The sequence below is a fragment of the Streptomyces sp. NPDC048254 genome (genome assembly GCF_043201895.1).
GTDB lineage: Bacteria > Actinomycetota > Actinomycetes > Streptomycetales > Streptomycetaceae > Streptomyces.
In genome coordinates, this window is the sequence record NZ_JBICZJ010000003.1 from 128,772 (window position 1) to 150,221 (window position 21,450).

At 71.6% G+C, this 21,450-nt stretch carries 17 protein-coding genes; 10 read left to right on the forward strand and 7 right to left on the reverse strand.

The genetic code is table 11. The features are described from left to right. Window positions 1-168: 168 nt before the first annotated feature. The 4 genes from ACGFZQ_RS10435 (at window position 169) to dnaK (ending at window position 5,505) form a co-directional block, all read left to right on the forward strand. On the forward strand, window positions 169-1,230 hold the full coding sequence (locus ACGFZQ_RS10435; protein ID WP_351730339.1) for a MoxR family ATPase: 1,062 nt from the start codon (window positions 169-171) through the stop codon (window positions 1,228-1,230). Continuing rightward, window positions 1,227-3,026 (forward strand): hypothetical protein, encoded by a 1,800-nt coding sequence (locus ACGFZQ_RS10440; protein ID WP_393839972.1) that lies wholly within the window; start codon window positions 1,227-1,229, stop codon window positions 3,024-3,026. The genes ACGFZQ_RS10435 and ACGFZQ_RS10440 overlap by 4 nt, the downstream gene beginning before the upstream one ends. 69 nt (window positions 3,027-3,095) lie before the next feature. Continuing rightward, window positions 3,096-3,521 (forward strand): OsmC family peroxiredoxin, encoded by a 426-nt coding sequence (locus ACGFZQ_RS10445; RefSeq protein ID WP_351730346.1) that lies wholly within the window; start codon window positions 3,096-3,098, stop codon window positions 3,519-3,521. Between the two features lie 136 nt (window positions 3,522-3,657). After that, entirely contained in the window at window positions 3,658-5,505 is a 1,848-nt protein-coding gene (dnaK, locus tag ACGFZQ_RS10450; RefSeq protein ID WP_393839973.1) for a molecular chaperone DnaK, read from the forward strand. A gap of 24 nt (window positions 5,506-5,529) precedes the next feature. Here the strand turns inward: dnaK and narI are convergent, their stop codons facing one another. From narI to ACGFZQ_RS10485, 7 genes are all read right to left on the reverse strand, one after another. Continuing rightward, window positions 5,530-6,252: a respiratory nitrate reductase subunit gamma gene (narI, locus tag ACGFZQ_RS10455; RefSeq protein ID WP_393839974.1), complete on the reverse strand. Its 723-nt coding sequence runs from the start codon at window positions 6,250-6,252 to the stop codon at window positions 5,530-5,532. Then, the gene (gene narJ / locus ACGFZQ_RS10460) at window positions 6,249-6,743 is read right to left on the reverse strand and encodes a nitrate reductase molybdenum cofactor assembly chaperone (RefSeq protein WP_393839975.1); all 495 of its coding nucleotides are present in this window, start codon (window positions 6,741-6,743) and stop codon (window positions 6,249-6,251) included. Before narJ ends, narI begins: the two co-directional genes overlap by 4 nt. Beyond that, on the reverse strand, window positions 6,743-8,326 hold the full coding sequence (narH, locus tag ACGFZQ_RS10465) for a nitrate reductase subunit beta (RefSeq protein WP_393839976.1): 1,584 nt from the start codon (window positions 8,324-8,326) through the stop codon (window positions 6,743-6,745). The genes narJ and narH overlap by 1 nt, the downstream gene beginning before the upstream one ends. Before the next feature lie 32 nt (window positions 8,327-8,358). Then, window positions 8,359-12,042 carry a nitrate reductase subunit alpha gene (locus ACGFZQ_RS10470; protein ID WP_393839977.1) on the reverse strand — a complete coding sequence of 1,228 codons (3,684 nt, stop codon included), beginning with the start codon at window positions 12,040-12,042 and terminating at the stop codon, window positions 8,359-8,361. A gap of 130 nt (window positions 12,043-12,172) precedes the next feature. Continuing rightward, window positions 12,173-12,988 carry an SAM-dependent methyltransferase gene (locus ACGFZQ_RS10475; protein ID WP_393839978.1) on the reverse strand — a complete coding sequence of 272 codons (816 nt, stop codon included), beginning with the start codon at window positions 12,986-12,988 and terminating at the stop codon, window positions 12,173-12,175. A 12-nt stretch (window positions 12,989-13,000) separates the two neighbouring features. Further along, the gene (locus ACGFZQ_RS10480) at window positions 13,001-13,864 is read right to left on the reverse strand and encodes a helix-turn-helix domain-containing protein (RefSeq protein ID WP_382534158.1); all 864 of its coding nucleotides are present in this window, start codon (window positions 13,862-13,864) and stop codon (window positions 13,001-13,003) included. Window positions 13,865-13,950: 86 nt separating this feature from the next. Continuing rightward, a complete protein-coding gene (locus ACGFZQ_RS10485) occupies window positions 13,951-14,781 on the reverse strand; it encodes a helix-turn-helix domain-containing protein (protein WP_393839979.1) in 831 nt (276 codons plus the stop codon). 222 nt (window positions 14,782-15,003) lie between these two features. Between ACGFZQ_RS10485 and ACGFZQ_RS10490 the strand changes: the two genes are divergently transcribed. The 6 genes from ACGFZQ_RS10490 (at window position 15,004) to ACGFZQ_RS10515 (ending at window position 21,437) form a co-directional block, all read left to right on the forward strand. Next, entirely contained in the window at window positions 15,004-15,309 is a 306-nt protein-coding gene (locus ACGFZQ_RS10490; RefSeq protein ID WP_393839980.1) for a 4a-hydroxytetrahydrobiopterin dehydratase, read from the forward strand. Between the two features lie 5 nt (window positions 15,310-15,314). Continuing rightward, complete coding sequence (locus ACGFZQ_RS10495; protein ID WP_393839981.1) at window positions 15,315-16,073, forward strand: class I SAM-dependent methyltransferase; 759 nt, start codon at window positions 15,315-15,317, stop codon at window positions 16,071-16,073. A gap of 98 nt (window positions 16,074-16,171) precedes the next feature. Then, window positions 16,172-18,043, forward strand: coding sequence for a rhamnogalacturonan lyase (locus tag ACGFZQ_RS10500; protein WP_393839982.1), 1,872 nt, complete (start codon window positions 16,172-16,174; stop codon window positions 18,041-18,043). A 180-nt stretch (window positions 18,044-18,223) separates the two neighbouring features. Beyond that, window positions 18,224-19,378 carry an acyl-CoA dehydrogenase family protein gene (locus ACGFZQ_RS10505; protein WP_393839983.1) on the forward strand — a complete coding sequence of 385 codons (1,155 nt, stop codon included), beginning with the start codon at window positions 18,224-18,226 and terminating at the stop codon, window positions 19,376-19,378. Beyond that, the gene (locus tag ACGFZQ_RS10510; RefSeq protein WP_393839984.1) at window positions 19,378-20,232 is read left to right on the forward strand and encodes a phosphate/phosphite/phosphonate ABC transporter substrate-binding protein; all 855 of its coding nucleotides are present in this window, start codon (window positions 19,378-19,380) and stop codon (window positions 20,230-20,232) included. Before ACGFZQ_RS10505 ends, ACGFZQ_RS10510 begins: the two co-directional genes overlap by 1 nt. Continuing rightward, window positions 20,229-21,437, forward strand: a complete 1,209-nt coding sequence (locus ACGFZQ_RS10515) for a ferritin-like domain-containing protein (protein ID WP_393839985.1) — start codon at window positions 20,229-20,231, stop codon at window positions 21,435-21,437. The genes ACGFZQ_RS10510 and ACGFZQ_RS10515 overlap by 4 nt, the downstream gene beginning before the upstream one ends. Window positions 21,438-21,450: the final 13 nt, after the last annotated feature.

Below are 21,450 nucleotides of genomic sequence, written 5' to 3' on the forward strand. Positions count from 1 at the left end.
AGGTGGGGGCTGGTCGCGCCCGCGCGGCGGAGCCGCAAATTGACACAGCCCCGCGCCCCTGACGGGGCGCTCCAGTCCAGCCCGGATAAATCAGCTGCGTTCCTCTCGCTCCCGGCACACACTGATTCGAGTCGCAAGTCCCTCGAACACTCCTCAGGAGCCCTCCCTTTGCAGGCAGCCGTAACCGTCACCCCCGCCCGTCTCCCCGAGCTTCTTCTTGGCCTTGCCACCGTGCGGCCCGTGTTCATCTGGGGGGCGCCCGGGATCGGGAAGTCCTCGCTGGTGCGGGCGTTCGCCGAGTCGCTGGGGCTGGAGTGTGTGAGTCTGCTCGGTACCCAGCTCGCGCCCGAGGACCTGATCGGCGTTCCGCAGATCCGTGACGGGCGGTCGGTGTTCTGCCCGCCTGAGGCGATCGCCCGCGACGAGCCGTACTGCCTTTTCCTCGACGAGCTGAACGCGGCCACCCCGGATGTGCAGAAAGCGTTCTACTCGCTGATTCTCGACCGCCGGATCGGCAGTTACGAGCTGCCGAAGGGGTCGATCGTCATCGGCGCCGGCAACCGGGCCACCGACAACGCCCTCGCCCGACCCATCGCCTCCGCGCTCGTCAACCGGCTGGCCCACGTCCACCTGGCGGCCTCCGCGCACGACTGGCTCGCCTGGGCCGCGGGCAACGGCATCCACCCGTGGATCCTGGACCACCTCACCGACCGCCCCGACCATCTGTGGTCCAAGCCGCCCAAGACCGAGGAGCCGTTCTCCACCCCGCGCTCCTGGCACATGCTCTCCGACGCCCTGCACTCCTTCGGGCGCGACCTCGACGAGGAGACCCTCAAGGTCCTCGCGCACGGCACGCTCACCCCGGCCCACGCGACCGCCTTCTGCGGATACGTCAAGATCGTGCGCAGCCGGTTCGGCATCGAGGCGATCCTCAGGGGCGACGCCGGCTGGCCGCACCGGATCGAGGACCGCGACCTGCTGTACTACCTCGCCGAGTCGTTCCGCGGGCGGCTGGTCAAGGAGCTGCCCGTCGACAAGGAGCACATGTCGGCGAACGGCCGGCAGACCGCGTACCGCGCCAAGTCGCTGCTCGTGCAGCTCGCCGAGATCTCCGTCGAGGTCGCCCAGACCGTCATCGCCTCCGACGCCGAGGGCAACCCGGTGCTGCCCGCCTGGTTCCTGATCGAGGCCGCCCGGGACATGCCCCGGCTGGTGGAGGCCCGGCGATGAGCCGCGGCGGCCGTAAGGAACAGAAGAAGGACCCGGCCGCGGAGAACTTCGCGGCCGGGGTCGAGCTGCTGCGCGCCAACCCGGCCCTGCGCGCCGTCGAGTTCACCCTCTGCCGGCACGAGAAGTGCGAACTGGCGCCCCACGAAGGGCTGGTACGGGCCGACTCCGACGGCGTCCTGCACGCCCACGCCACCCGGCGCGCCGAACCGGCCGAGTGGGCCTGGGCGTTGGCCCACGGCACGATCCATCTCGGCTTCGGCCACCTGCCGGCCGCCACCGGGCAGCGCACCCAGCCCGACCGCTACGACCTCGCCGCCCGCTGCACCGTCGTCAACCGTTTCCTGGCGACCTTCCCGGTCGGCGAGGCACCGGACCACCTGCCCGCGTCCTATCCGGAGGGCGACGAGGACCGGCTCGCCGCCGGCTGGCGCCGAGCCGGCAGCGTCCCGGCCGCCTACGAGCGCGGCGGCACCAGCGGCGGCGAACCCGACCAGCTGCTCCTCTCCTGGGACAAGTGGGCCGGCCAGGTCCCCGACTGGCAGGTCGCGTTCGCGCACGCGCTGACCCGGACCATGTCCCGGGCGATGGACCTGGCCGGCGGCCGCCGCGCCTCCATGACCGGGCCGCCGACCCCGCTGCGCCCCTGGGAACAGGCGCTGAGCTGGTTCGTCTCCTCCTATCCGCTGCTCGGCGGGATCGCGGCCGGCATCAAGCTGGTCGCCGACGCCGAACTGGCCCGCGCCCACGACATCGCGATCGCCGCCGTCAACCCCGAGGCCGGCGAGATCTACGTCAACCCGCTGCGCACCCTGGACGACGAGGAGTGGCGGTTCGTCCTCGCCCACGAGATGCTGCACGCCGCCCTGCGCCACGGCGACCGCCTCGGCGGCCGCGACCCCTACCTCTTCAACGTCGCCTGCGACTACGTGATCAACGGCTGGCTGGTCGAGATGCGCGTCGGCACCATGCCCGAAGGGCTGCTGCACGACCCGGAGCTGAAGGACCTGTCGGCGGAGGAGGTGTACGACCGGATCGCCGTCGACCTGCGCCGGATGCGGCGCCTGGCCACCCTGCGCGGCAAGGGGCGCGGCGATGTCCTGGGCGCGCCGCTCGGGCCGCCCGGCGCCTGTGTCGACCTCGACGAGTTCTACCGCCGGGGCCTCGGCCAGGGACTCGACCTGCACCAGACGCAGGACCGCGGGTTCCTGCCCGGCGGACTGGTCGAGGAGATCCGCGCGCTCAGCCATCCGCCGCTGCCCTGGGACGCCCAACTGGCCCGCTGGTTCGACGCGTTCGTGCCCCGGCCGGAAGCCGTACGGTCGTACGCCCGGCCCTCCCGCCGGCAGTCGTCCACCCCGGACATCCCGCGCGCCGGCCGGTACTTCCCGCCCGAGGAGGTGGCCCGCTGCACCTTCGGCGTGGTCCTGGACACCTCCGGCTCCATGGACCGCACCCTGCTGGGCAAGGCCCTCGGCGCGATCGCCTCCTACGCCGAGGCCCGGGACGTACCGGCGGCCCGTGTCGTGTTCTGCGACGCCGCCCCGCACGACGCCGGGTACCTGCCGACGACCGAGATCGCCGGGCGGGTCCGGGTGCACGGCCGCGGCGGTACCGTCCTGCAGCCCGGGATCGACCTGTTGCAGCGCGCGGACGACTTCCCGCCGACCGCACCGCTCCTGGTGATCACCGACGGCTGGTGCGACGTCCTGCGGGTGCGGCGCGAGCACGCCTACCTCGTCCCCGACGGCCGTCGCCTGCCGTTCACTCCCCGTGGGCCGGTCTTCCGCGTGCGGTGAGCCCGGATGTGATCGGATGGGAGGCAGCGAAACCGGTTCATTCGCCTTCGTACGCCGAAAGGAACAACCGTGGCCACCACGCGCACCGCACACACCGTTTGGGAAGGCAACCTCCTCGAGGGCAACGGTGTCATCACCTTCGACTCCTCCGGTATCGGCCAGCAGCCGGTCACGTGGGCCTCGCGTTCCCAGGAGGCGAACGGCAAGACCAGCCCGGAGGAGCTGATCGCCGGCGCCCACTCCAGCTGCTTCTCGATGGCCCTCTCGCACGCCCTGGCCGGGGCCGGCACCCCGCCCACCAGGCTGGTGACCAACGCCGACGTGAAGTTCCAGCCGGGTGAGGGCATCACCGGGATCCACCTGACCGTCGAGGGCACGGTGCCCGGCCTGGACGAGGCCGGCTTCGCCGCCGCCGCCGAGGACGCCAAGAAGAACTGCCCGGTCAGCCAGGCCCTGGCCGGCACCACCATCACCCTGGACGCGAAGCTCGCCTGACCGTCGTACCTCTTCGGATGCCGCGTCCCCGTCCTGGGGCGCGGCATCGTCGTTTACGGGGTACCCGGCATTGACAACGGCCCGCTCAAGTTTTGTGCTGGAGTCGGGGAAGTGCCCTGGGCGGAAGGGGACGGACATGACACGTGCGGTCGGGATCGACCTCGGTACGACGAACTCGGTGGTGGCCGTCCTGGAGGGCGGTGAGCCCACCGTCGTCACCAACGCCGAGGGGGCGCGCACCACCCCGTCGGTGGTGGCCTTCGCGAAGAACGGGGATGTGCTGGTCGGCGAGGTCGCCAAGCGGCAGGCGGTGACCAACGTGGACCGCACCGCGCGCTCGGTGAAGCGGCACATGGGCGACGGTGCCTGGCGGTTCCCGGAGAGCGGGAGCGTCGACGGCACGCGGTACCGGGCCCAGGAGCTGTCGGCGCGGGTGCTGCAGAAGCTGAAGCGGGACGCCGAGGCGTACCTCGGTGAGGACGTCACCGACGCGGTGATCACCGTACCCGCGTACTTCGACGACTCGCAGCGGCAGGCCACCAAGGAGGCCGGGGAGATCGCCGGCCTGGAGGTGCTGCGGATCATCAACGAGCCGACCGCCGCGGCGCTCGCCTACGGCCTCGACCGGGGCGAGGAGCAGACGGTCCTCGTCTTCGACCTCGGGGGCGGAACTTTCGACGTCTCCCTCCTTGAGATCGGCGACGGTGTGATCGAGGTCAAGGCCACCAACGGCGACACGCACCTGGGCGGCGACGACTGGGACCAGCGGGTCGTCGAGCACCTGGTCAAACGCTTCAAGGGGCAGTACGGCATCGATCTGGGCAACGACAGGATGGCGCTGCAACGGCTGCGCGAGGGCGCCGAGAAGGCGAAGATCGAGCTGTCCTCGTCCACGGAGACGTCGGTCAACCTGCCGTACATCACGGCATCCGCCGAGGGCCCGCTGCATCTGGAGGAGAGGCTGACGCGCGCTCAGTTCCAGGAGCTGACCGCGGACTTGCTGGACCGCTGCAAGAAGCCGTTCCACCAGGCCGTCAAGGACGCGGGCGTGGAGCTGTCCGCGATCGACCACGTGATCCTGGTCGGCGGCTCGACCCGGATGCCCGCCGTCACCGACCTGGTCAAGGAACTCACCGGCAAGGACCCACACAAGGGCGTCAACCCGGACGAGGTGGTGGCGGTCGGCGCCGCCCTCCAGGCGGGCGTCATCCGCGGCGACGTCAAGGACGTCCTGCTGCTGGACGTCACCCCGCTGTCCCTGGGCATCGAGACCAAGGGCGGCATCATGACCAGGCTGATCGAGCGCAACACCACGATCCCGACCCGGCGTTCGGAGATCTTCACGACCGCCACCGACAACCAGCCCTCGGTCGGCATCCAGGTGTACCAGGGTGAACGGGAGATCGCCGCCTACAACAAGAAGCTCGGCGTCTTCGACCTCACCGGCCTGCCGCCGGCCCCGCGCGGGGTACCGCAGATCGAGGTGGCCTTCGACATCGACGCGAACGGGATCATGCACGTCTCGGCGAAGGACCTGGCGACCGGGCGTGAGCAGAAGATGACCGTGACCGGCGGCTCCGCCCTCCCCAAGGACGACATCGACCGCATGATGCGGGAGGCCGAGCAGTACGCCGAGGAGGACCGCAACCGCCGCGAGGCCGCCGAGACCCGCAACCAGGCCGAGCAACTCGTCTACCAGACCGAGAAGTTCATCCGCGACAACGAGGAGCGCGTACCGGCCGACACGAAGACCGACGTGGAATCGGCGATCACCGAGCTCAAGACCCTGCTGGACCACAACGCCGACACCGCGGAGCTGCGCCAGGGCGTGGAGAAACTGGCGACCGTCAGCCAGCGCATGGGCCAGGCCATGTACGCGTCCGCCTCCGGCGGTTCGGCCGAAGAACAGCGCCCGCCCGAGGCCGACGAAGAGGGAGTGATGGACGCGGAGATCGTGGACGACGAGAGGGGTACGGCCGGGTGAGGCACCGCCGGGAGCGGCTGGGAGTCAGTGGCGGGTGGTCTCCCAGCCTCGGCGTTCCGGGCGGGGGCCCAGCTGGTGGGGGTCTCGGGCTCGGTACACCACGTAGGGGCGGAAGAGGTACTGGAGCGGGGCGCTGAACATATGGACCAGGCGGGTGCAGGGGACCAGGGCGATCAGCGTCATGCCGATGACCGCGTGGATCTGGTAGAGGACCGGGACGCCGGCCATGAGGGCCGTCTCCGGCTGGAGGGTGAAGAGGCTGCGGGCCCAGGGGGCGATCGTCTCGCGGTAGTGGTAGCCGTCGCCGGAGGTGCGGCTCAGTTTGGCGGTCATGCCCATCAGGAGCGCGGCCACCAGAAACAGGTACATCACCTTGTCGTTGGCAGTCGTGGCGCGGGAGACCGGCGCCCGGGTGCGGCGGCGGTAGACCAGCAGGGCCAGGCCGGCCACCGCGAGGACGCCCGCGAACGTACCGGCGTACAGGGAGAACAGGTGGTACGTGTGCTCGCTCACGCCGATCGCGTCGGTCCAGGACATCGGGATGAACAGGCCGATGAGATGGCCGGCCAGGACGAACAGGATGCCGTAGTGGAAGACGGGCGAGGCGATGTCGAGCAGCTTCGACCCGTAGACCTGGGAGGAGCGGGTCGTCCAGCCGTACTTGTCGTAGCGGTACCGCCAGACCAGGCCGGCGGCGAGCAGCGCGAACGCGACGTAGGGCAGGGCGCCCCACAGGAGGATGCTCATCGGCGGGCTCCGGTGCGTGCGGTCGGCAGGGCCGCACAGACCGCGTCCAGCACGTACGCGTACGGAGTGCCGAAGTCGGAGAGCCTGCGCCGGAGTTCCGACAGGCAGTCACGGTGCTCGGTGAGCAGGTCCGTGTTGCCGGTGCGCGCCGTGAACTCCAGGACCGCCGGCAGGAAGTCCGGCAGCTCCTCGCCGGTGAACTCCATGCCGTACGCCTTGTAGACGTCCTTGAAGCGGACCAGGGACATGCCCCGGCGGCGGGTGTCGCCGTCGTGCCACCAGCTGAGATAGAGGCTGTGCCGGTTCTTGAAGTCGAAGACCTGCACGTAGTGCGCGGCCAGCTCGGGCGGCGGGGTCACCGCCGCGTGGTCGGTGAACTCCCGCAGCTGCGGGGCTGCTTCGCGCAGCAGCGGCAGCCGGGCGACGAAGTCGTCGTCCGGGTAGGTGAGGCAGAGCGCCGCCGCCTGGTAGAACACCGCGTCCGTGGACATCAGGCCTCCTTAGCCTCGTCCGGGGTGTCGGCGGTCTGCCGTCTGCGCAGCAGGTGGAAGTTCTCCACCGACACCAGGGGGAGCAGTTTCCGGCCCGAGTCCTGGCCGAAGGGTCCGTCGCCGCCCATGCCCGGCCCGCCGTCGAAGTCGAGGCTGCAGCCGTCCGGGAGCGCGGACTCCTCCAGTCGGCGGGCGTCGCCGACCGCCGCGGTCGGGATCACGTACCGGTCCTCGTACTTGGCGATCGCCAGCAGCCGGTACATCGCCTCGATCTCCGCCGCGGTCATCCCCACCTCGGCGCAGATCCGCGCGTCCGGCTCCTCGCCGAGGTTGAGCGCCCGCATGTGGGAGCGCATGGCGGCCAGCTTCTCCAGGGACGCCCGCACCGGCGCGGTGTCGCCCGCCGTGAACAGTTCGGCCAGGTAGGCGAGGGGGATCCGCAGGGTGTCGATCGCGGCGAAGAGGTTCTGGGCGTCCTCGCCGTCGTGGCCCGTCTCGGACAGGGCCTCCACGACGGGGGACAGGGGCGGGATGTACCAGACCATCGGCATCGTGCGGTACTCCGGGTGCAGCGGCAGCGCCACCCGGTAGGTGTGGATCAGCCGGTACACGGGAGAACGGCGGGCCGCCTCCAGCCAGTCGTACGGGATGCCCGCCTCCTCGCACGCCTGCCGCACCGCCGGATCCTCCGGGTCCAGGAAGACGCCCAGCTGGGCCTCGTACAGCGCCTTCTCGTCCTTGGTCTCGGCCGCCGCGGTCACCCGGTCGGCGTCGTAGAGGATCACCCCGAGATAGCGCAGCCGGCCCACGCAGGTCTCCGAGCAGACCGTCGGCAGCCCCACCTCCAGGCGCGGATAGCACAGGGTGCACTTCTCGGCCTTGCCCGTGGCGTGGTTGAAGTAGACCTTCTTGTACGGGCATCCGGTCACGCACATCCGCCAGCCCCGGCAGGCGTCCTGGTCGACGAGGACGATGCCGTCCTCGGCCCGCTTGTACATCGCCCCGGACGGGCAGGAGGCCACGCAGGACGGGTTGAGGCAGTGCTCGCAGATGCGCGGCAGATAGAACATGAAGGTCTGCTCGAACTCGAACCGCACCTTGTCCGACGCCTGTTGCCGGGTCCGCTCGACCATCGGGTCCAGGTCGCCGTGGGCGGGGGCGCCGGCCAGGTTGTCGTCCCAGTTCGACGACCACTCGATCTTCATCGGCTTGCCGTCGAGCCGGGAGACCGGGTAGTCGTCGCCGAGCGGGGCGTCGGTGAGGTTCTTGTAGTCGTACGTCCAGGGCTCGTAGTAGTCCTTGATCTCCGGGAGCCTGGGGTTGGAGAAGATCCCGGCGAGCTTGTGCAGCCGCCCGCCGGCCTTGAGCTTCAGCGCGCCGCGCCGGTTCAGCTCCCAGCCGCCGCGCCAGGTCTCCTGGTCCTCGTAACGGCGTGGATAGCCCTGGCCGGGCCGGGTCTCGACGTTGTTGAACCAGGCGTACTCCATGCCCCGCCGGTTGGTCCACGCCTGCTTGCAGGTGACCGAGCAGGTGTGGCAGCCGATGCACTTGTCGAGGTTCATGACCATCGCGATCTGGGCCATGCAGCGTCCGATAGTGACTCCGTCACGGGGCATCAGTACTCGACCTCCTGGCCGCGACGGCGGATCACCGTCACCTCGTCGCGCTGGTTGCCCGTGGGGCCCAGGTAGTTGAAGGCCCACGAGAGCTGCGCGTAACCGCCGATCAGATGGGACGGCTTGAGGATCAGCCGGGTGAGCGTGTTGTGGATGCCGCCGCGCCTGCCCGTGGTCTCCGTCTTCGGGACGGCGACCGTGCGCTCCTGCGCGTGGTGCATGTGGACCGTGCCGGGCGGCATCCGGTGCGAGACGACCGCACGGGCCACGACCACGCCGTTGTGGTTGACCGCCTCGATCCAGTCGTTGTCCGACACCCCGATCGCCTCCGCGTCCTGGGGGGACATCCAGATGTTCTGGCCGCCCCGGGAGAGCGCGAGCATGAACAGGTCGTCCTGGTACTCGGAGTGGATCGACCACTTGTTGTGCGGGGTGAGGAATCGGACCGTCACTTCCCGCTGCCCGTCGGGGCCGAGGCGCGGTTCGCCGAAGAGCCGGTGCATGTCCAGCGGCGGCCGGTAGACCGGGAGCGCCTCGCCCAGTTCGTGGATCCAGTCGTGGTCGAGGAAGAAGTGCTGGCGGCCGGTGAGCGTGTGCCAGGGCTTGAGATGCTCGGTGTTGAGGGTGAACGCCGTGTACCGGCGGCCGCCGGACTCGCTGCCGGACCACTCCGGAGAGGTGATCACCGGGACCGGCGCCGCCTGGGTGTCGGCGTACGTGACTCGCTTGCCCTCGTGCTCGGCGGCGAGGTGGGCCATCTCCTGCCCGGTGCGCTGCTCCAGGGTGCGGAAGCCCTGGGTGGCGAGGCGGCCGTTGGTGGTGCCGGACAGCGCCAGGATGGTGTTCGCCGCCTTGACCGCGGTGTCGAGGGAGGGGCGGCCTTCGAAGCCAGTGCCATTCAACTCCCGTAGATACGCGACCTCTTGGTCCGGCCTGAGGGCGATGCCCTTGGCGGGCAGGCCGAGTTGCTCCACCAGAGGTCCGAGTGCCGCGAATCTTCCGCCGATCGCCGTGTAGTCCCGTTCGACCACGACCAGGTTCGGCATGGTCTCCCCGGGCACCGGTTCGCACTCCCCGCGCTTCCAGTCCCGCACCACCCCGCCGGGCTGGGCGATCTCGCCCGGGGTGTCGTGCTGGAGCGGCGCGGCCACCAGGTCCCTGCGCACCCCGAGATGGCGCACGGCCAGCTGGCTCAGCCGCTCGGCCAGTGCCTTGAAGGTGTCGAAGTCGGTGCGCGCCTGCCAGGGCGGGTCCACGGCGGGGGTGAACGAGTGCACATAGGGGTGCATGTCGGTGGATGACAGGTCGTGCTTCTCGTACCAGGTGGCGGCCGGCAGGACGACGTCCGACAGCAGGGTGGAGGAGGTCTGCCGGAAGTCCAGCGAGAGCAGCAGGTCCAGCTTGCCCTCGGGCGCCTCCTCCCGCCAGGTCACGTCACGGGGCCGCTCGTCCGGGGACGCCTCCTCGGCGCGCAGCGAGGAGTGCGTGCCCAACAGGTGCTTGGTGAAGTACTCGGCGCCCTTCGCCGACGAGCCCAGCAGGTTCGCCCGCCAGAGGGTCAGGACCCGCGGCCAGTTCTCCGGGGCGTCCGGATCCTCGCACGCGAACTTCAGGGTCCCCGCCCGGAGTTCGGCCACCGCCTTGGCCACCGGGTCGCCGAACACACCGCCCAGTTCCAGGGGGTTGCGGTCGAAGGTCGGGTACGACGGCATCCAGCCCGAACGGGCCGACAGCGCCAGGCAGTCCGCGCTGGTCATCCCGGCGAACCTGCCCTCACCGAGCGGCGAGGCCAGGACGTCGGCGCCGAAACGGTCGTAACGCCACTGGTCGGTGTTGAGGAACCAGTAGGCCGTGCCGATCATCTGGCGCGGCGGCCGGGACCAGTCGTCGGCGGAGGCCAGCGTGGCCCAGCCGGTGACCGGGCGGCACTTCTCCTGGCCGACGTAGTGCGCCCAGCCGCCGCCGTTGCGGCCCTGGCAGCCGGTCAGCTGGAGCAGGGCCAGGAAGGTGCGGTAGATGGTCTCCGAGTGGAACCAGTGGTTGGTGCCCGCGCCCATCAGGATCATGCAGCGGCCCTTGGAGCGCTCCGCGGTGCGCGCGAACTCCCTTGCGATCTTGATGCACTTGGCGGGCGGGACCGAGGTGTGCCGCTCCTGCCAGGCGGGGGTGCCCGGGGTGCCCGCGTCCTCGTAGCTCGCGGGCCAGGCGCCCGGCAGGCCGTGCCGCCACACCCCGTACTGCGCCAGCAGCAGGTCGAACACCGTCGTCACGAGCGGGCCGTCGGTCCCGCCCAGCCGCGTTGCCGGCACCCCGCGCCGCAGCACCTCTCCGCGGCCCTGTCCGTGTTCGCCGCCGTCCGTGTCGAAGCGCGGGAGCAGCACCTCGACCCCGCTCGCGATCTCAGTGCCGTACAGGCTCAACCGCGGTTCGATGTCACCGAGTTCGAGGTTCCAGCGGCCCTTGCCGGTGTCGGTCCAGCGGAAGCCCAGGGAGCCGTTCGGGACGACCGCGCGGCCGGAAGCCGCGTCCAGGACGACCGTCTTCCACTCGGCTCCCTCGCCCCGCTGCCCGACCTCGGTGGCGCGCAGGAACTTGCCGGGCACGTACGCGCCGTCCCGTTCGGTGAGCGTGACCAGGAAGGGCAGGTCGGTGAACTTCCGTACGTAGTCGGCGAAGAACGGGGTCTCCCGGTCGACGAAGAACTCCTTCAGGACGACGTGGCCCATCGCCAGGGCCAGCGCGCCGTCCGTCCCCGGGTGCGGGTGCAGCCACTCGTCGGCGAACTTGGCGTTGTCCGCGTAGTCGGGGGCGACGACCACCACCTTCTGGCCGCGGTAGCGGGCCTCCGCCATCCAGTGCGCGTCCGGGGTGCGGGTCACCGGGACGTTCGAGCCCCACATCATCAGATAGGCCGCGTCCCACCAGTCGCCCGACTCCGGGACGTCCGTCTGGTCGCCGAAGACCTGCGGCGAGGCCACCGGGAGGTCGGCGTACCAGTCGTAGAACGACAGCATCGGGGCGCCGATGAGGGAGTGGTAGCGGGCACCCGCCGCGTGGGACACCATCGACATCGCCGGGACGGGCGAGAAGCCGGCGATCCGGTCCGGGCCGTAGGCCGCGATGGTGTGCACCTGGGCGGCGGCGACGATCTCCACCGCCTCGTCCCAAGTGGCCCGCACCAGGCCACCCTTGCCACGCGCCCGCTGGTAACGGCGGCGCCGCTCGGGGTCGTTCTGGATGTCCGCCCAGGCGGCCACCGGATCCCGCAGCCGGCGCTTCGCCTCCCGGTACATCTCCAGCAGCACGCCCCGGACGTACGGGTACCGCACCCGGGTCGGCGAGTACGTGTACCAGGAGAACGCGGCACCGCGCGGGCAGCCGCGCGGCTCGTACTCGGGGCGGTCGGGGCCGACCGACGGGTAGTCCGTCTCCTGGGTCTCCCAGGTGATGATCCCGTCCTTGACGTATACCTTCCAGCGGCAGGAGCCGGTGCAGTTCACGCCGTGCGTGGAGTGCACGACCTTGTCGTGGCTCCAGCGGTCCCGGTAGTAGGCGTCCCCCTCCCGGCCGCCGGTCAGGGCCACGCTGTGCAGATCGGGCGCGGGCGTGCCGGGGCGGAAGAACCGGGCGGCACCGAGCAGCGCCGCACCGGGTTCCCTGGGAGGTGTCTGCGTGTCGGTCACCTGAGCTCCCTTGCTCACCCGTCGCTTCGACGCTAGGGGCGGGCAGGGGAACGCACCTGTCCAGACGATCCGAACGGGTCACCCGGCGGAGCCGAACGACCGGGTCGTCGGTCCGGAGCGACCGAACGGCTCAGGCCTTGCGGGCCACAGCTCCGTACACCGGCACGATGCCCTCCTGCTGGAGGGCCACGTCCTCGGGGTCCGGGCGCCAGCCGGAGACCGGGATCACCCCGGGGCCGAGCAGCTCCAGGCCGTCGAAGAAGCGGTGGAAGCCGGTCAGCGGACGCGGGTGGAAGGGCGTCCCGCTGCGCCGGAAGTGCGCGGCCGCCTGTGCCACGGCCTCGGGGCTGAGGTCCGGGGTGACCTGGGACAGGATCAGATGACTGCCCGGCGCGAGCGCGTCGACGTACCTCTTCAGCAGGCCGTGGACGTCGTCGCCGTCCGGGTCGTCGTCGAGGTAGTGGGTCAGCGCCACCAGCGACAGGGCGATCGGCTCGGCGAAGTCCAGGGTCTCGGCGGCGTGGGCCAGCAGGGTGTCGGGGTCGCGGACGTCGGCGTGGACGTAGGCGGTGCTGCCCTCGGGCGTGCCGCGCAGCAGGGCCTCCGCGTGCCGCAGCACGATCGGGTCGTTGTCCGCGTACACCACCCTCGACTCCGCCGCGACGCCCTGCGCCACCTGGTGCAGGTTCGGTTCCGTGGGGATGCCGGTGCCGATGTCCAGGAACTGGCGGGTCCCGGACTCGGCGACGACGCGCACCGCCCGCTGCATGAACCGGCGGTTGGCGCGCGCCCCGCGCAGCACCGTGCCGTCCACGGCGAGGATCTTCCGGGCGAGTTCCTCGTCCACCGGGTAGTTGTCCTTGCCGCCCAGCCACCAGTCGTACACCCGCGCCGGATGCGGCCGGCTGGTGTCGACGGCGGTGGGTGCGGGCTCGGATGCGGTCACGGTCGCTGCTCCTCAGAGGTTGTCACGGTACTCCCGCAGCAGTTCCTCGGTCCGATGCGCCGAGGCGGCCCGGGCCGTCATGTGGTCCAGGACCTCCAGATGGGCGCCGACCTCGTCGCGGGAGTCCAGGTACAGGGCGCCGGTCAGATACTCGGTGAAGACCATGTCGGGCAGCTCGGGTTCGCCGAACCGGAACAGCGTGAACGGCGCGTACGTCCCCGGGTGCGGGCCGCTCGCGAACTCGGCGATCTGGAGCGTGATCCGGTCCCGTTCGACGAAGGCGAGCAGCTTGTCGACCTGCTCGCGCAGCACCGCGCAGTCGGTGGTGACCGGGCGCCGCAGCACCGTCTCGTCCATGATCACCCACAGGTGGGGCGGATCGTCCTGCTCCAGCAGCCGCTGCCGGGTCAGGCGCAGCGACACATGCCGTTCCACGGCCGCGGGGTCGCTGTGGCCTATCGTCCCGGCCTCCAGCACGGCCCGCGCATACGCCTCGGTCTGCAACAGGCCGGGCAGGAAGTGCGGTTCGTAGGAGCGGATGACCCGGGCCGCGCCCTCCAGGCTCACGTACAGGCTGAACCAGTCCGGCAGTACGTCGTGGAACCGCTGCCACCAGCCCGGCTGGTTGGCCTCCTCGGCCAGCCGCACGAACGCGGCGTGCTCCTCCGGGGGCACCCCGTACGTCTCCAGCAGCACCTGGACGTACGGGATCTTCAGCGCGACCTCGGCCATCTCCATCCGCCGTACGGTCGCCTGTGCCACCCGCAGCACCCGGGCCGCCTCGTCCCGGCCGAGGCCCGAGGCCTCCCGCAGTTCCTGCAACCGCTTGCCGAGCACGACCTGACCTACGGTGGGCGCAGCACGCCGCTCACTCACGCCACGCCTCCCCTACGTGCACAAGTACGGGGAGCAGTGTGCCACGCGATGCCGCCCCGCACACCTGGTCGAAGCAACCTCTTGCGTCAACTTGCCAATGAGTGGAGGTACTTGGTCGTCGCCGGATCCGCAGGCAGGAACGTCTCGATGGCCAGCTCGGCGACCGTCACGTCCATCGGGGTGTTGAACGTCGAGATCGACGACACGAACGACAGCACCCGCCCCTGGTGCTCGATCCGCATCGGCAGCGCGAACCACGCGACGGGTTCGGCGGGTTGGCCGTCGTCCACGCCCGCCGGGGCCGGATAGCCGGCGACCTCCTCGTACAACTCCCGCAGCGCGTCCGAGCGGTGCAGCGCGATCTGCCGTTGCATCTGCTCCAGCAGATGCCCGCGCCACTCGCGCAGGTTGCGGATGCGCGGTGCCAGTCCCTCCGGATGCAGCGTCAGCCGCATCGCGTTCGGCGCGGGCGCGAGCAGCGACTCCGGTACGCCCTCCAGCAGCATCGAGATGCCCCGGTTGGCGGCGACCACGGTGTACGTGGCGTCCACGACCAGCGCCGGATACGGCTCGTAGCCCTGGATGAGCCGCTCCATGCCGTCGCGCAGCGCGTCCAGCGCCGGGTCGTCCAGCGGGGTCTCCGGGTAGTGCGGGGCGTAACCGGCCGCCAGCAGCAGCGCGTTGCGCTCCCGCACCGGCACGTCCAGGTGCTCGGCCAGCCGCAGCACCATCTCCTCGCTGGGCCGCGAGCGGCCGGTCTCGACGAAGCTGATGTGCCGGGCCGAGGAGTCGGCGCGCAGGGCCAGCTCCAGCTGGCTGACCCGCCGCCGCTCCCGCCAGGCGCGCAGCAGCGGGCCGACCCCCTTCCCGTCGGGGGCGGGCGGGGAGGCGGCGGGGCCGGCGGCGACAGTGGTCATGCGGACGACCGTAGCCGAGAGGCCCACGGGTGACGGTGGCCGAGGAGGGGGCGGGTGGCCGTATCCAGAGAGGGCCGGCCGGCCGGGCCGGGCCGGCGGCTCCCGTCGAGGGCGCCGGCCGCGAGGCGACGCGCACCGCGGTGCGAACGCGCCCGGAAGGCCCGGTCGTGGCAGGCTGAACCCACGTACGCCTCCGGGCATCTCAGGGAAGGAAGCCGCAACATGGCCGTCGAACCGCTGGCGCAGCAGGAGATCGAGGACCGGCTGGCCGAGCTGCCGGGCTGGGCGGTGGACGGCGACCGGCTCGCCCGCGTCTACCGTCTCGACTCGCACTTCGCCGCCGCCGCACTCGTCGTGCACATCGCCCGGATCCAGGACGAGCTCGACCACCACTCCGACCTCTCCCTCGGCTACCACACGGTCACCCTCACCGTGAACACCCACAGCGTGGGCGGTGCCGTCACCGGCCTGGACTTCGAACTCGCCCGCAGAGTGGAGGACATCGCCCCAGGCCACGGCGCACACTGAGCCATGTGCTCGACTACGACCAGGAAGCCGGGGCCTACGACGCGACGCGCGGCGGCGAAGCGCGCGCCGAGGCGGCCGCCGGCGCCGTCCTCGGGCTGATCCCCGACCGCCCCGGGCGCCCCGGGCGTCTCCTGGACCTCGCCTGCGGCACCGGCATCGTCACCCGCCGCCTCGCCGCCGCCCGTCCCGCGCTCCAGGTGACCGGGGCGGACCGCGCCCACGGCATGGCGCGGCTGGCGGCGGCCCGGCTGCCGGGGTCGGTCCTGCTGGCCGACAGCCGCCGACTCCCCTTCCCGGACGCCACGTTCGACGCGGTGACCACGGTCTGGCTGCTCCACCTCATAGCGGACACCGCCGAGGTCCGCGCCGTCGTCGCCGAGTGCGCACGGGTGCTGCGGCCCGGCGGGGTGTACGTCACCACCGTCGACAAGGCCGCCGCGCACGACGTCGGCAGCGACATCGACGCGATCCTCGCACCGCGCCCGCGCCGCCCGGCCCCGGACGCGGCCGCCGTCGTCACGGCGCACGCCTCGGAAAGCGGACTGGCACCCGCCGGACAGGCCGGCTTCCTCGGTCACGGCCAGGGCCGCACCCCCCGCTCCACCATCGCCGACCTGCGGCGCGGCTGGTTCACGGTGCTGCCGCCCGGCGACCCCCGCGCCGAGGAGTTCGCCGAGCGACTGGCGGCCCTGCCCGGCCAGGACCGCCGCCGCCCCGACCCCCGCTTCGGCGTCCGGGCGTTCGGGAAACCGGCCCGCGGCTGAAGCCCATCGCCCTCGAACTGGCCGAAAGACACGGCAACTCCGGGGCGGACGGCGCCGACTGACGGAGGAACCCGTCCGTCTCCCGGAAGGCATGTCCCGTGCAGCACCCGCATCGCAGACGCCGTTCCGCCGTCCTGGCGGCGCTCACCACCACGGCCGCCCTGGTCGGCGCCGGCCTGACCGCCCTCACCGAGGGCAGCGCCCAGGCGGCCACCGCCCGCCAGGTCGAGGCCCTCGACCGGGGCGTGGTCAGTGTCCACACCGACGCCGGCAACCTGGTCAGCTGGCGCTGGCTGGGCACCGACCCCGACAACGTCTCCTTCAACGTCTACCGCGCCGGTACGAAGGTCAACTCCGCCCCTGTCACCGGCTCCACGAACTACTTCCACGCCGACGCCCCGGCCCAGGCCGACTACACGGTCCGCGCGATCGTGAACGGCGTCGAACAGGCCGACTCGGTCCACGCGGTCCAGTTCCGCACCGGCTACAAGGACGTCCCGATCACCCCGCCCGCGGGCGGCACCAGCCCCGACGGGGTGTCGTACACCTACGAGGCGAACGACGCCTCCGTCGGCGACCTCGACGGCGACGGCCAACTGGACTTCGTCCTCAAATGGCAGCCGACGAACGCCAAGGACAACTCCCAGTCCGGCTACACCGGTGACACGATCCTCGACGGCGTCAAGCTCGACGGCACCCGCCTGTGGCGCGTCGACCTCGGCCGCAACATCCGCTCCGGCGCCCACTACACCCAGTTCCAGGTGTACGACTACGACGGCGACGGCAGGGCCGAGATCGCCATGAAGACGGCGGACGGCACGGTCGACGGCACGGGCACGGTCATCGGCAACTCGCCTGCGGACTACCGCAATTCGAGCGGCTACGTGCTGTCCGGCCCCGAGTACCTGACCATGTTCGACGGCCGGACCGGCAAGGCGATGAGCACGGTCGACTACGTCCCGGCCCGCGGCACCGTGTCGTCGTGGGGCGACTCCTACGGCAACCGCGTCGACCGCTTCCTCGCCGGCACGGCGTACCTGGACGGCTCCCGCCCCTCCCTGATCATGGCGCGCGGCTACTACACCCGCACGGTGATCGCCGCCTGGGACTGGCGGAACGGCGCCTTCACCCGCCGCTGGACCTTCGACACCAACTCCTCCGCCAACACCGGCAAGGGCTACGACGCCCAGGGCAACCACCAGTTGTCCGTCGCGGACGTCGACGGGGACGGCAGGGACGAGATCGTCTACGGCTCGATGGCCGTCGACGACAACGGCAACGGCCTGTGGACGACGAAGAACGGCCATGGCGACGCCCTGCACGTCGGCGACCTCGACCCGTCCCGGCCCGGCCTGGAGGAGTTCAAGGTCGACGAGGACAGCTCCAAGCCCGCCTCCTGGATGGCGGATGCCGGAACCGGCGAGATCATCTGGTCCACGCCCGCCAACGGCGACAACGGCCGGGGTGTCTCCGGCGACATCTGGGCGGGCAGCGCGGGCGCCGAGTCCTGGTCGTCACGCGCGGACGGGGTGCGCGACCCGAAGGGCACGGTGGTCGCGAGCCGCAAGCCCTCCAGCATCAACTTCCTGGCCTGGTGGGACGGTGACCCGGTCCGCGAACTCCTGGACGACACCCGCATCGACAAGTACGGCACGACATCCGACACCCGCCTTTTGACCGGCGCCGGCGTCCACTCCGACAACAGCACCAAGGCGACCCCGGCCCTGTCCGGGGACATCCTCGGCGACTGGCGCGAGGAGGTGGTCTGGCCGACTACGGACAACACGGCCCTGCGGATCTACTCCACCCCGTACGAGACCAGTACGAAGATCACCACCCTCCTCCACGACACCCAGTACCGCACGGCCCTGGCCTGGCAGAACACCGCCTACAACCAACCACCGCACCCGAGCTTCTTCATCGGCGACGGGATGGGAACGGCACCTCGCCCGACGGTCTACACACCCTGAGCGGCGGCGGGCGCGTGCCGGCGGCGGCACGCGCCCGCGGTCGGTGACGTGCGTGTCGGCGCATCGCACCGGTTGCGGTCGGTCACTCGGCGCGCGCTCCGTCGCGTGCACCGGACGGAATGCTTGACTGGCCCGAGGAATTGGACATTTAGTAACCACTCCACATCAAGGTGTGAAATCGTGCAGACGATCATGACCGAATCCCCGAACCTCCGATCCGACGCGTTCGACGCGTTGGTCCGTGACCTCGTCGGGCCGCTCGCCGACGAGGTGGACCGGGCCGGCCGCTTCCCGCGGGAGGGGATCCGGGCGCTGGGCGAGGCCGGGCTGCTGGGGCTGCTCAGCGCGCGGGAGAACGGCGGAGCGGGCGCGGCACTGCGTGAGGCCGCCCAGGTGATCGAACGGCTCGCGGGTGCGTGCGGGTCGACGGCCATGGTGCTGCTCATGCACTACTCGGCCGTCACCGTCCTCGACCGGCACGCCCCCGACGACGTCCGGCGCGAGATCGCCGCCGGCCGCCATCTGACCACCCTGGCCTTCTCCGAGCGCGGCTCCCGCAGCCACTTCTGGGCCCCGGTGAGCACCGCCGAGCCCCAGGGCGCCGACGCGGTGCGCCTGGACGCGCAGAAGTCCTGGGTCACCGCGGCCGGCGAGGCCGACAGCTACGTCTGGTCCAGCAGGCCGCTGCGGGCGGACGGACCGATGTCGCTGTGGCTGGTGCCCGCGGGCAGCGCCGGACTCGAAGTACAGGGCGACTACGACGGGTTCGGCCTGCGCGGCAACGCGTCCAGCCCCGTGTCGGCGACGGCCGTGTCCGTGCCCCGGTCCGCGCTGCTGGCCGCCGACGGAGAGGGGCTGAACACCGCTCTCGAAGTGGTGCTGCCGTGCTTCCTCGTGCTGAGCGCGGCCTTCTCGCTCGGCGTGACCGAAGCACTGCTCGGCCTCACCGCCGAGCACCTTCGCAACACCCGCCTGGCGCACCTGGACCGGACGCTGGCCCAGCAGCCGATGACCCGCAACCAGTTCGCGGGGCTGCGACTGCGTGCCGACGCGCTGCGCGCCCTGCTGGAGGAGACTCTCACCGCGACGGAGACCGGACGCCCCGAGGCGACGCTGCGGGTCCTGCAGATCAAGGCCCTCGCCGCGGAGACCGCCGCCGAGGTGGCGGACGGCGCGATGCGCCTGTGCGGCGGCGCCGCCTTCCGCCGCGAGAGGGGCGTGGAGCGACGGTTCCGGGACGCCCTCGCGGCCCGGGTGATGGCACCCACCACCGAGGCGCTGCACGACTTCTGCGGCCGCGTGGAACTGGGCCTCCCGCTCTTCGAGGAGGCCTGATGCCGGAGCTGGTCCTCGGCGCCGTCGCCTACGATCCGAAGGTCGTCACCCTCTGGTCCGGCTTCCGGTCCTGGCTCCTCGCGCAGGGTCTGCCCTTCGACTTCGTGCTCTACGCCCACTACGAGCGGCAGGCACAGGACCTGGTCGACGGGCGGATCGACGCGGCCTGGCACTCACCGCTGGCCTGGCTGCGCACCCGCCGGCTGGCCGCCGCCGCGGGCGCGGAGGTGACGCCGCTCGTGATGCGGGACACCGACCGCGACCTGACCTCCGTGGTGGTGGTCCGGGCGGACGGCGAGATCCGCTCGACGGCCGATCTGAAAGGCCGGACGGTCGCCGTCGGCGCGGTCGACTCGCCCCAGTCGACCCTGATCCCGCTGCACCACCTGGCCGATCTCGGCCTGGTCGCGGGCACCGACTTCGAGGTGCGCCGCCATGACACCGGGGTGGGCCTGCACGGCGACCACATCGGCGGCGAACGGGAGGCGGCCCGCGCGCTGGTGGCGGGGAAGGCGGACGCCGCCTGCATGATCGACGCCGGCCATCTGCTGTTCGGGCAGGAGGGCACCCTGCCGCCCGGTGGCACCCGGCTGCTGTCGCGCACCGAGCCCTACGACCACTGCGTGCTGGCGGCCGGACCGTCCCTGGACAAGGAGCTCGGCGACCGGTTCACCGCGCTGCTGCTCTCCATGTCGTACAGCGATCCCGAGGTGCGCCGACTCCTGGACCTGGAAGGGCTCACCCGGTGGCTGCCCGGCCGGGAGACCGGTTTCGGGCAGCTGACCGCGGCCGTCGACGCCACCGGCTTCTACGACGCGAGCGGCCGGATCACCGCGGCCGGCTACCGGCCGTGACAGCCGCCGGCGCGGTCTCGGCCGACCTCGGCACACTCGGCTTCGAGCAGGGCGCGCGGCTGCTGCTGAGCCGCGCCCTGCGGCAGGCACCGCCCGGAACCCTGGTCGAGGTGCTCGGGACGGACCCGGCGCTCCTGCCCCATCTGGCCGTCTGGTGCCGCCATGAGGGGCACGAGCTGGCGGCCGCGGACCCGCGGGAAGCGCCGGTGGTCGCGCGGCTGCGGGCGGGCCCCGTCGCGGGCGCCCGCCTGCACGGGGCGGAACGCGCCGGAGGGGAGTCGGCCGGAGGGATCGCGGACCGGGCGCCCCTGCACTGGGGCCTCGCCGCGCGCGGAGCGCTGGTGGAGGCGGGCGGACCGGACGTGCCCTTCGCCGTCGTCGACAGGGACGTCGCGTGGACCGACCTCGCGCCCCGTCTGTACCGGCAGGCGGTCGCCTCGCAGTGGGACCCCTACCGCGCGGTGGACTGGGACGAGGACTTCACCCTGCCCGACGAGATCGAGACCGCCGTCGTCCAGGTGATGACCTACCTGGTGGAGAACGAGCAGGCCGCCCTGGTGGTGCCGGGGCGGCTGCTGGTCCAGGTCCATCCGCACTTCCGCGAGGTGCTCCAGCTGCTCGCGGTGCAGGCGGCCGACGAGGCCAGACATGTGGAGGTCTTCACCCGGCGGGCGCTGCTGCGCGGCGGCGAGATGGGTACCTCCTCGGTGGGCGGCCGGGCGTCCCTGGCGACCCTGCTGACCGAACCGGACTTCTCCATCGCGTCCTTCCTGCTGTCCGTGCTCGGGGAGGGCAGTTTCCTCAACCTCCTGTCCTTCCTGGAGCGGCACGCCCCCGACCCGGTCACCCGCCGCATCAGCCACCTGGTCCGCCAGGACGAGGCACGGCACGTGGCGTTCGGTGTCGGGCATCTGGAGCACCGGGCCACGGTCGACCCGCTGCTGCACGGCCGGCTGCGTGCCGCGGTGGAGCGGCGGCACGACGCGCTGACCGGCACCGCGGGACTCAACCAGGACGTCTTCGACTCCCTGGTGCTGCTCGCCGCGGGCTCCTGGGCGCCGCGGGACATCGCCCGCGGCTGGCAGGCGGTGCGGCACCTGCAGAAGGAGATGGGCGAAGGACGCCGCCACCGCCTGGCCCGCCTGGGGTTCCCCGACGACGAGGCGGCGGAACTGTCCGCACTGCACACCCGAAACTTCATGTGACACCCACGGAACG

Bases quoted from the DNA above. Each gene is read 5' to 3' on its own strand.
- ACGFZQ_RS10440 (WP_393839972.1), top strand. From the start codon at position 1,227: ATGAGCCGCGGCGGCCGTAAGGAACAGAAGAAGGACCCGGCCGCGGAG.
- dnaK (WP_393839973.1), top strand. From the start codon at position 3,658: ATGACACGTGCGGTCGGGATCGACCTCGGTACGACGAACTCGGTGGTG.
- narI (WP_393839974.1), bottom strand. From the start codon at position 6,252: ATGAGCATCCTCCTGTGGGGCGCCCTGCCCTACGTCGCGTTCGCGCTG.
- narJ (WP_393839975.1), bottom strand. From the start codon at position 6,743: ATGTCCACGGACGCGGTGTTCTACCAGGCGGCGGCGCTCTGCCTCACC.
- narH (WP_393839976.1), bottom strand. From the start codon at position 8,326: ATGGCCCAGATCGCGATGGTCATGAACCTCGACAAGTGCATCGGCTGC.
- ACGFZQ_RS10485 (WP_393839979.1), bottom strand. From the start codon at position 14,781: ATGACCACTGTCGCCGCCGGCCCCGCCGCCTCCCCGCCCGCCCCCGAC.
- ACGFZQ_RS10490 (WP_393839980.1), top strand. From the start codon at position 15,004: ATGGCCGTCGAACCGCTGGCGCAGCAGGAGATCGAGGACCGGCTGGCC.
- ACGFZQ_RS10510 (WP_393839984.1), top strand. From the start codon at position 19,378: ATGCCGGAGCTGGTCCTCGGCGCCGTCGCCTACGATCCGAAGGTCGTC.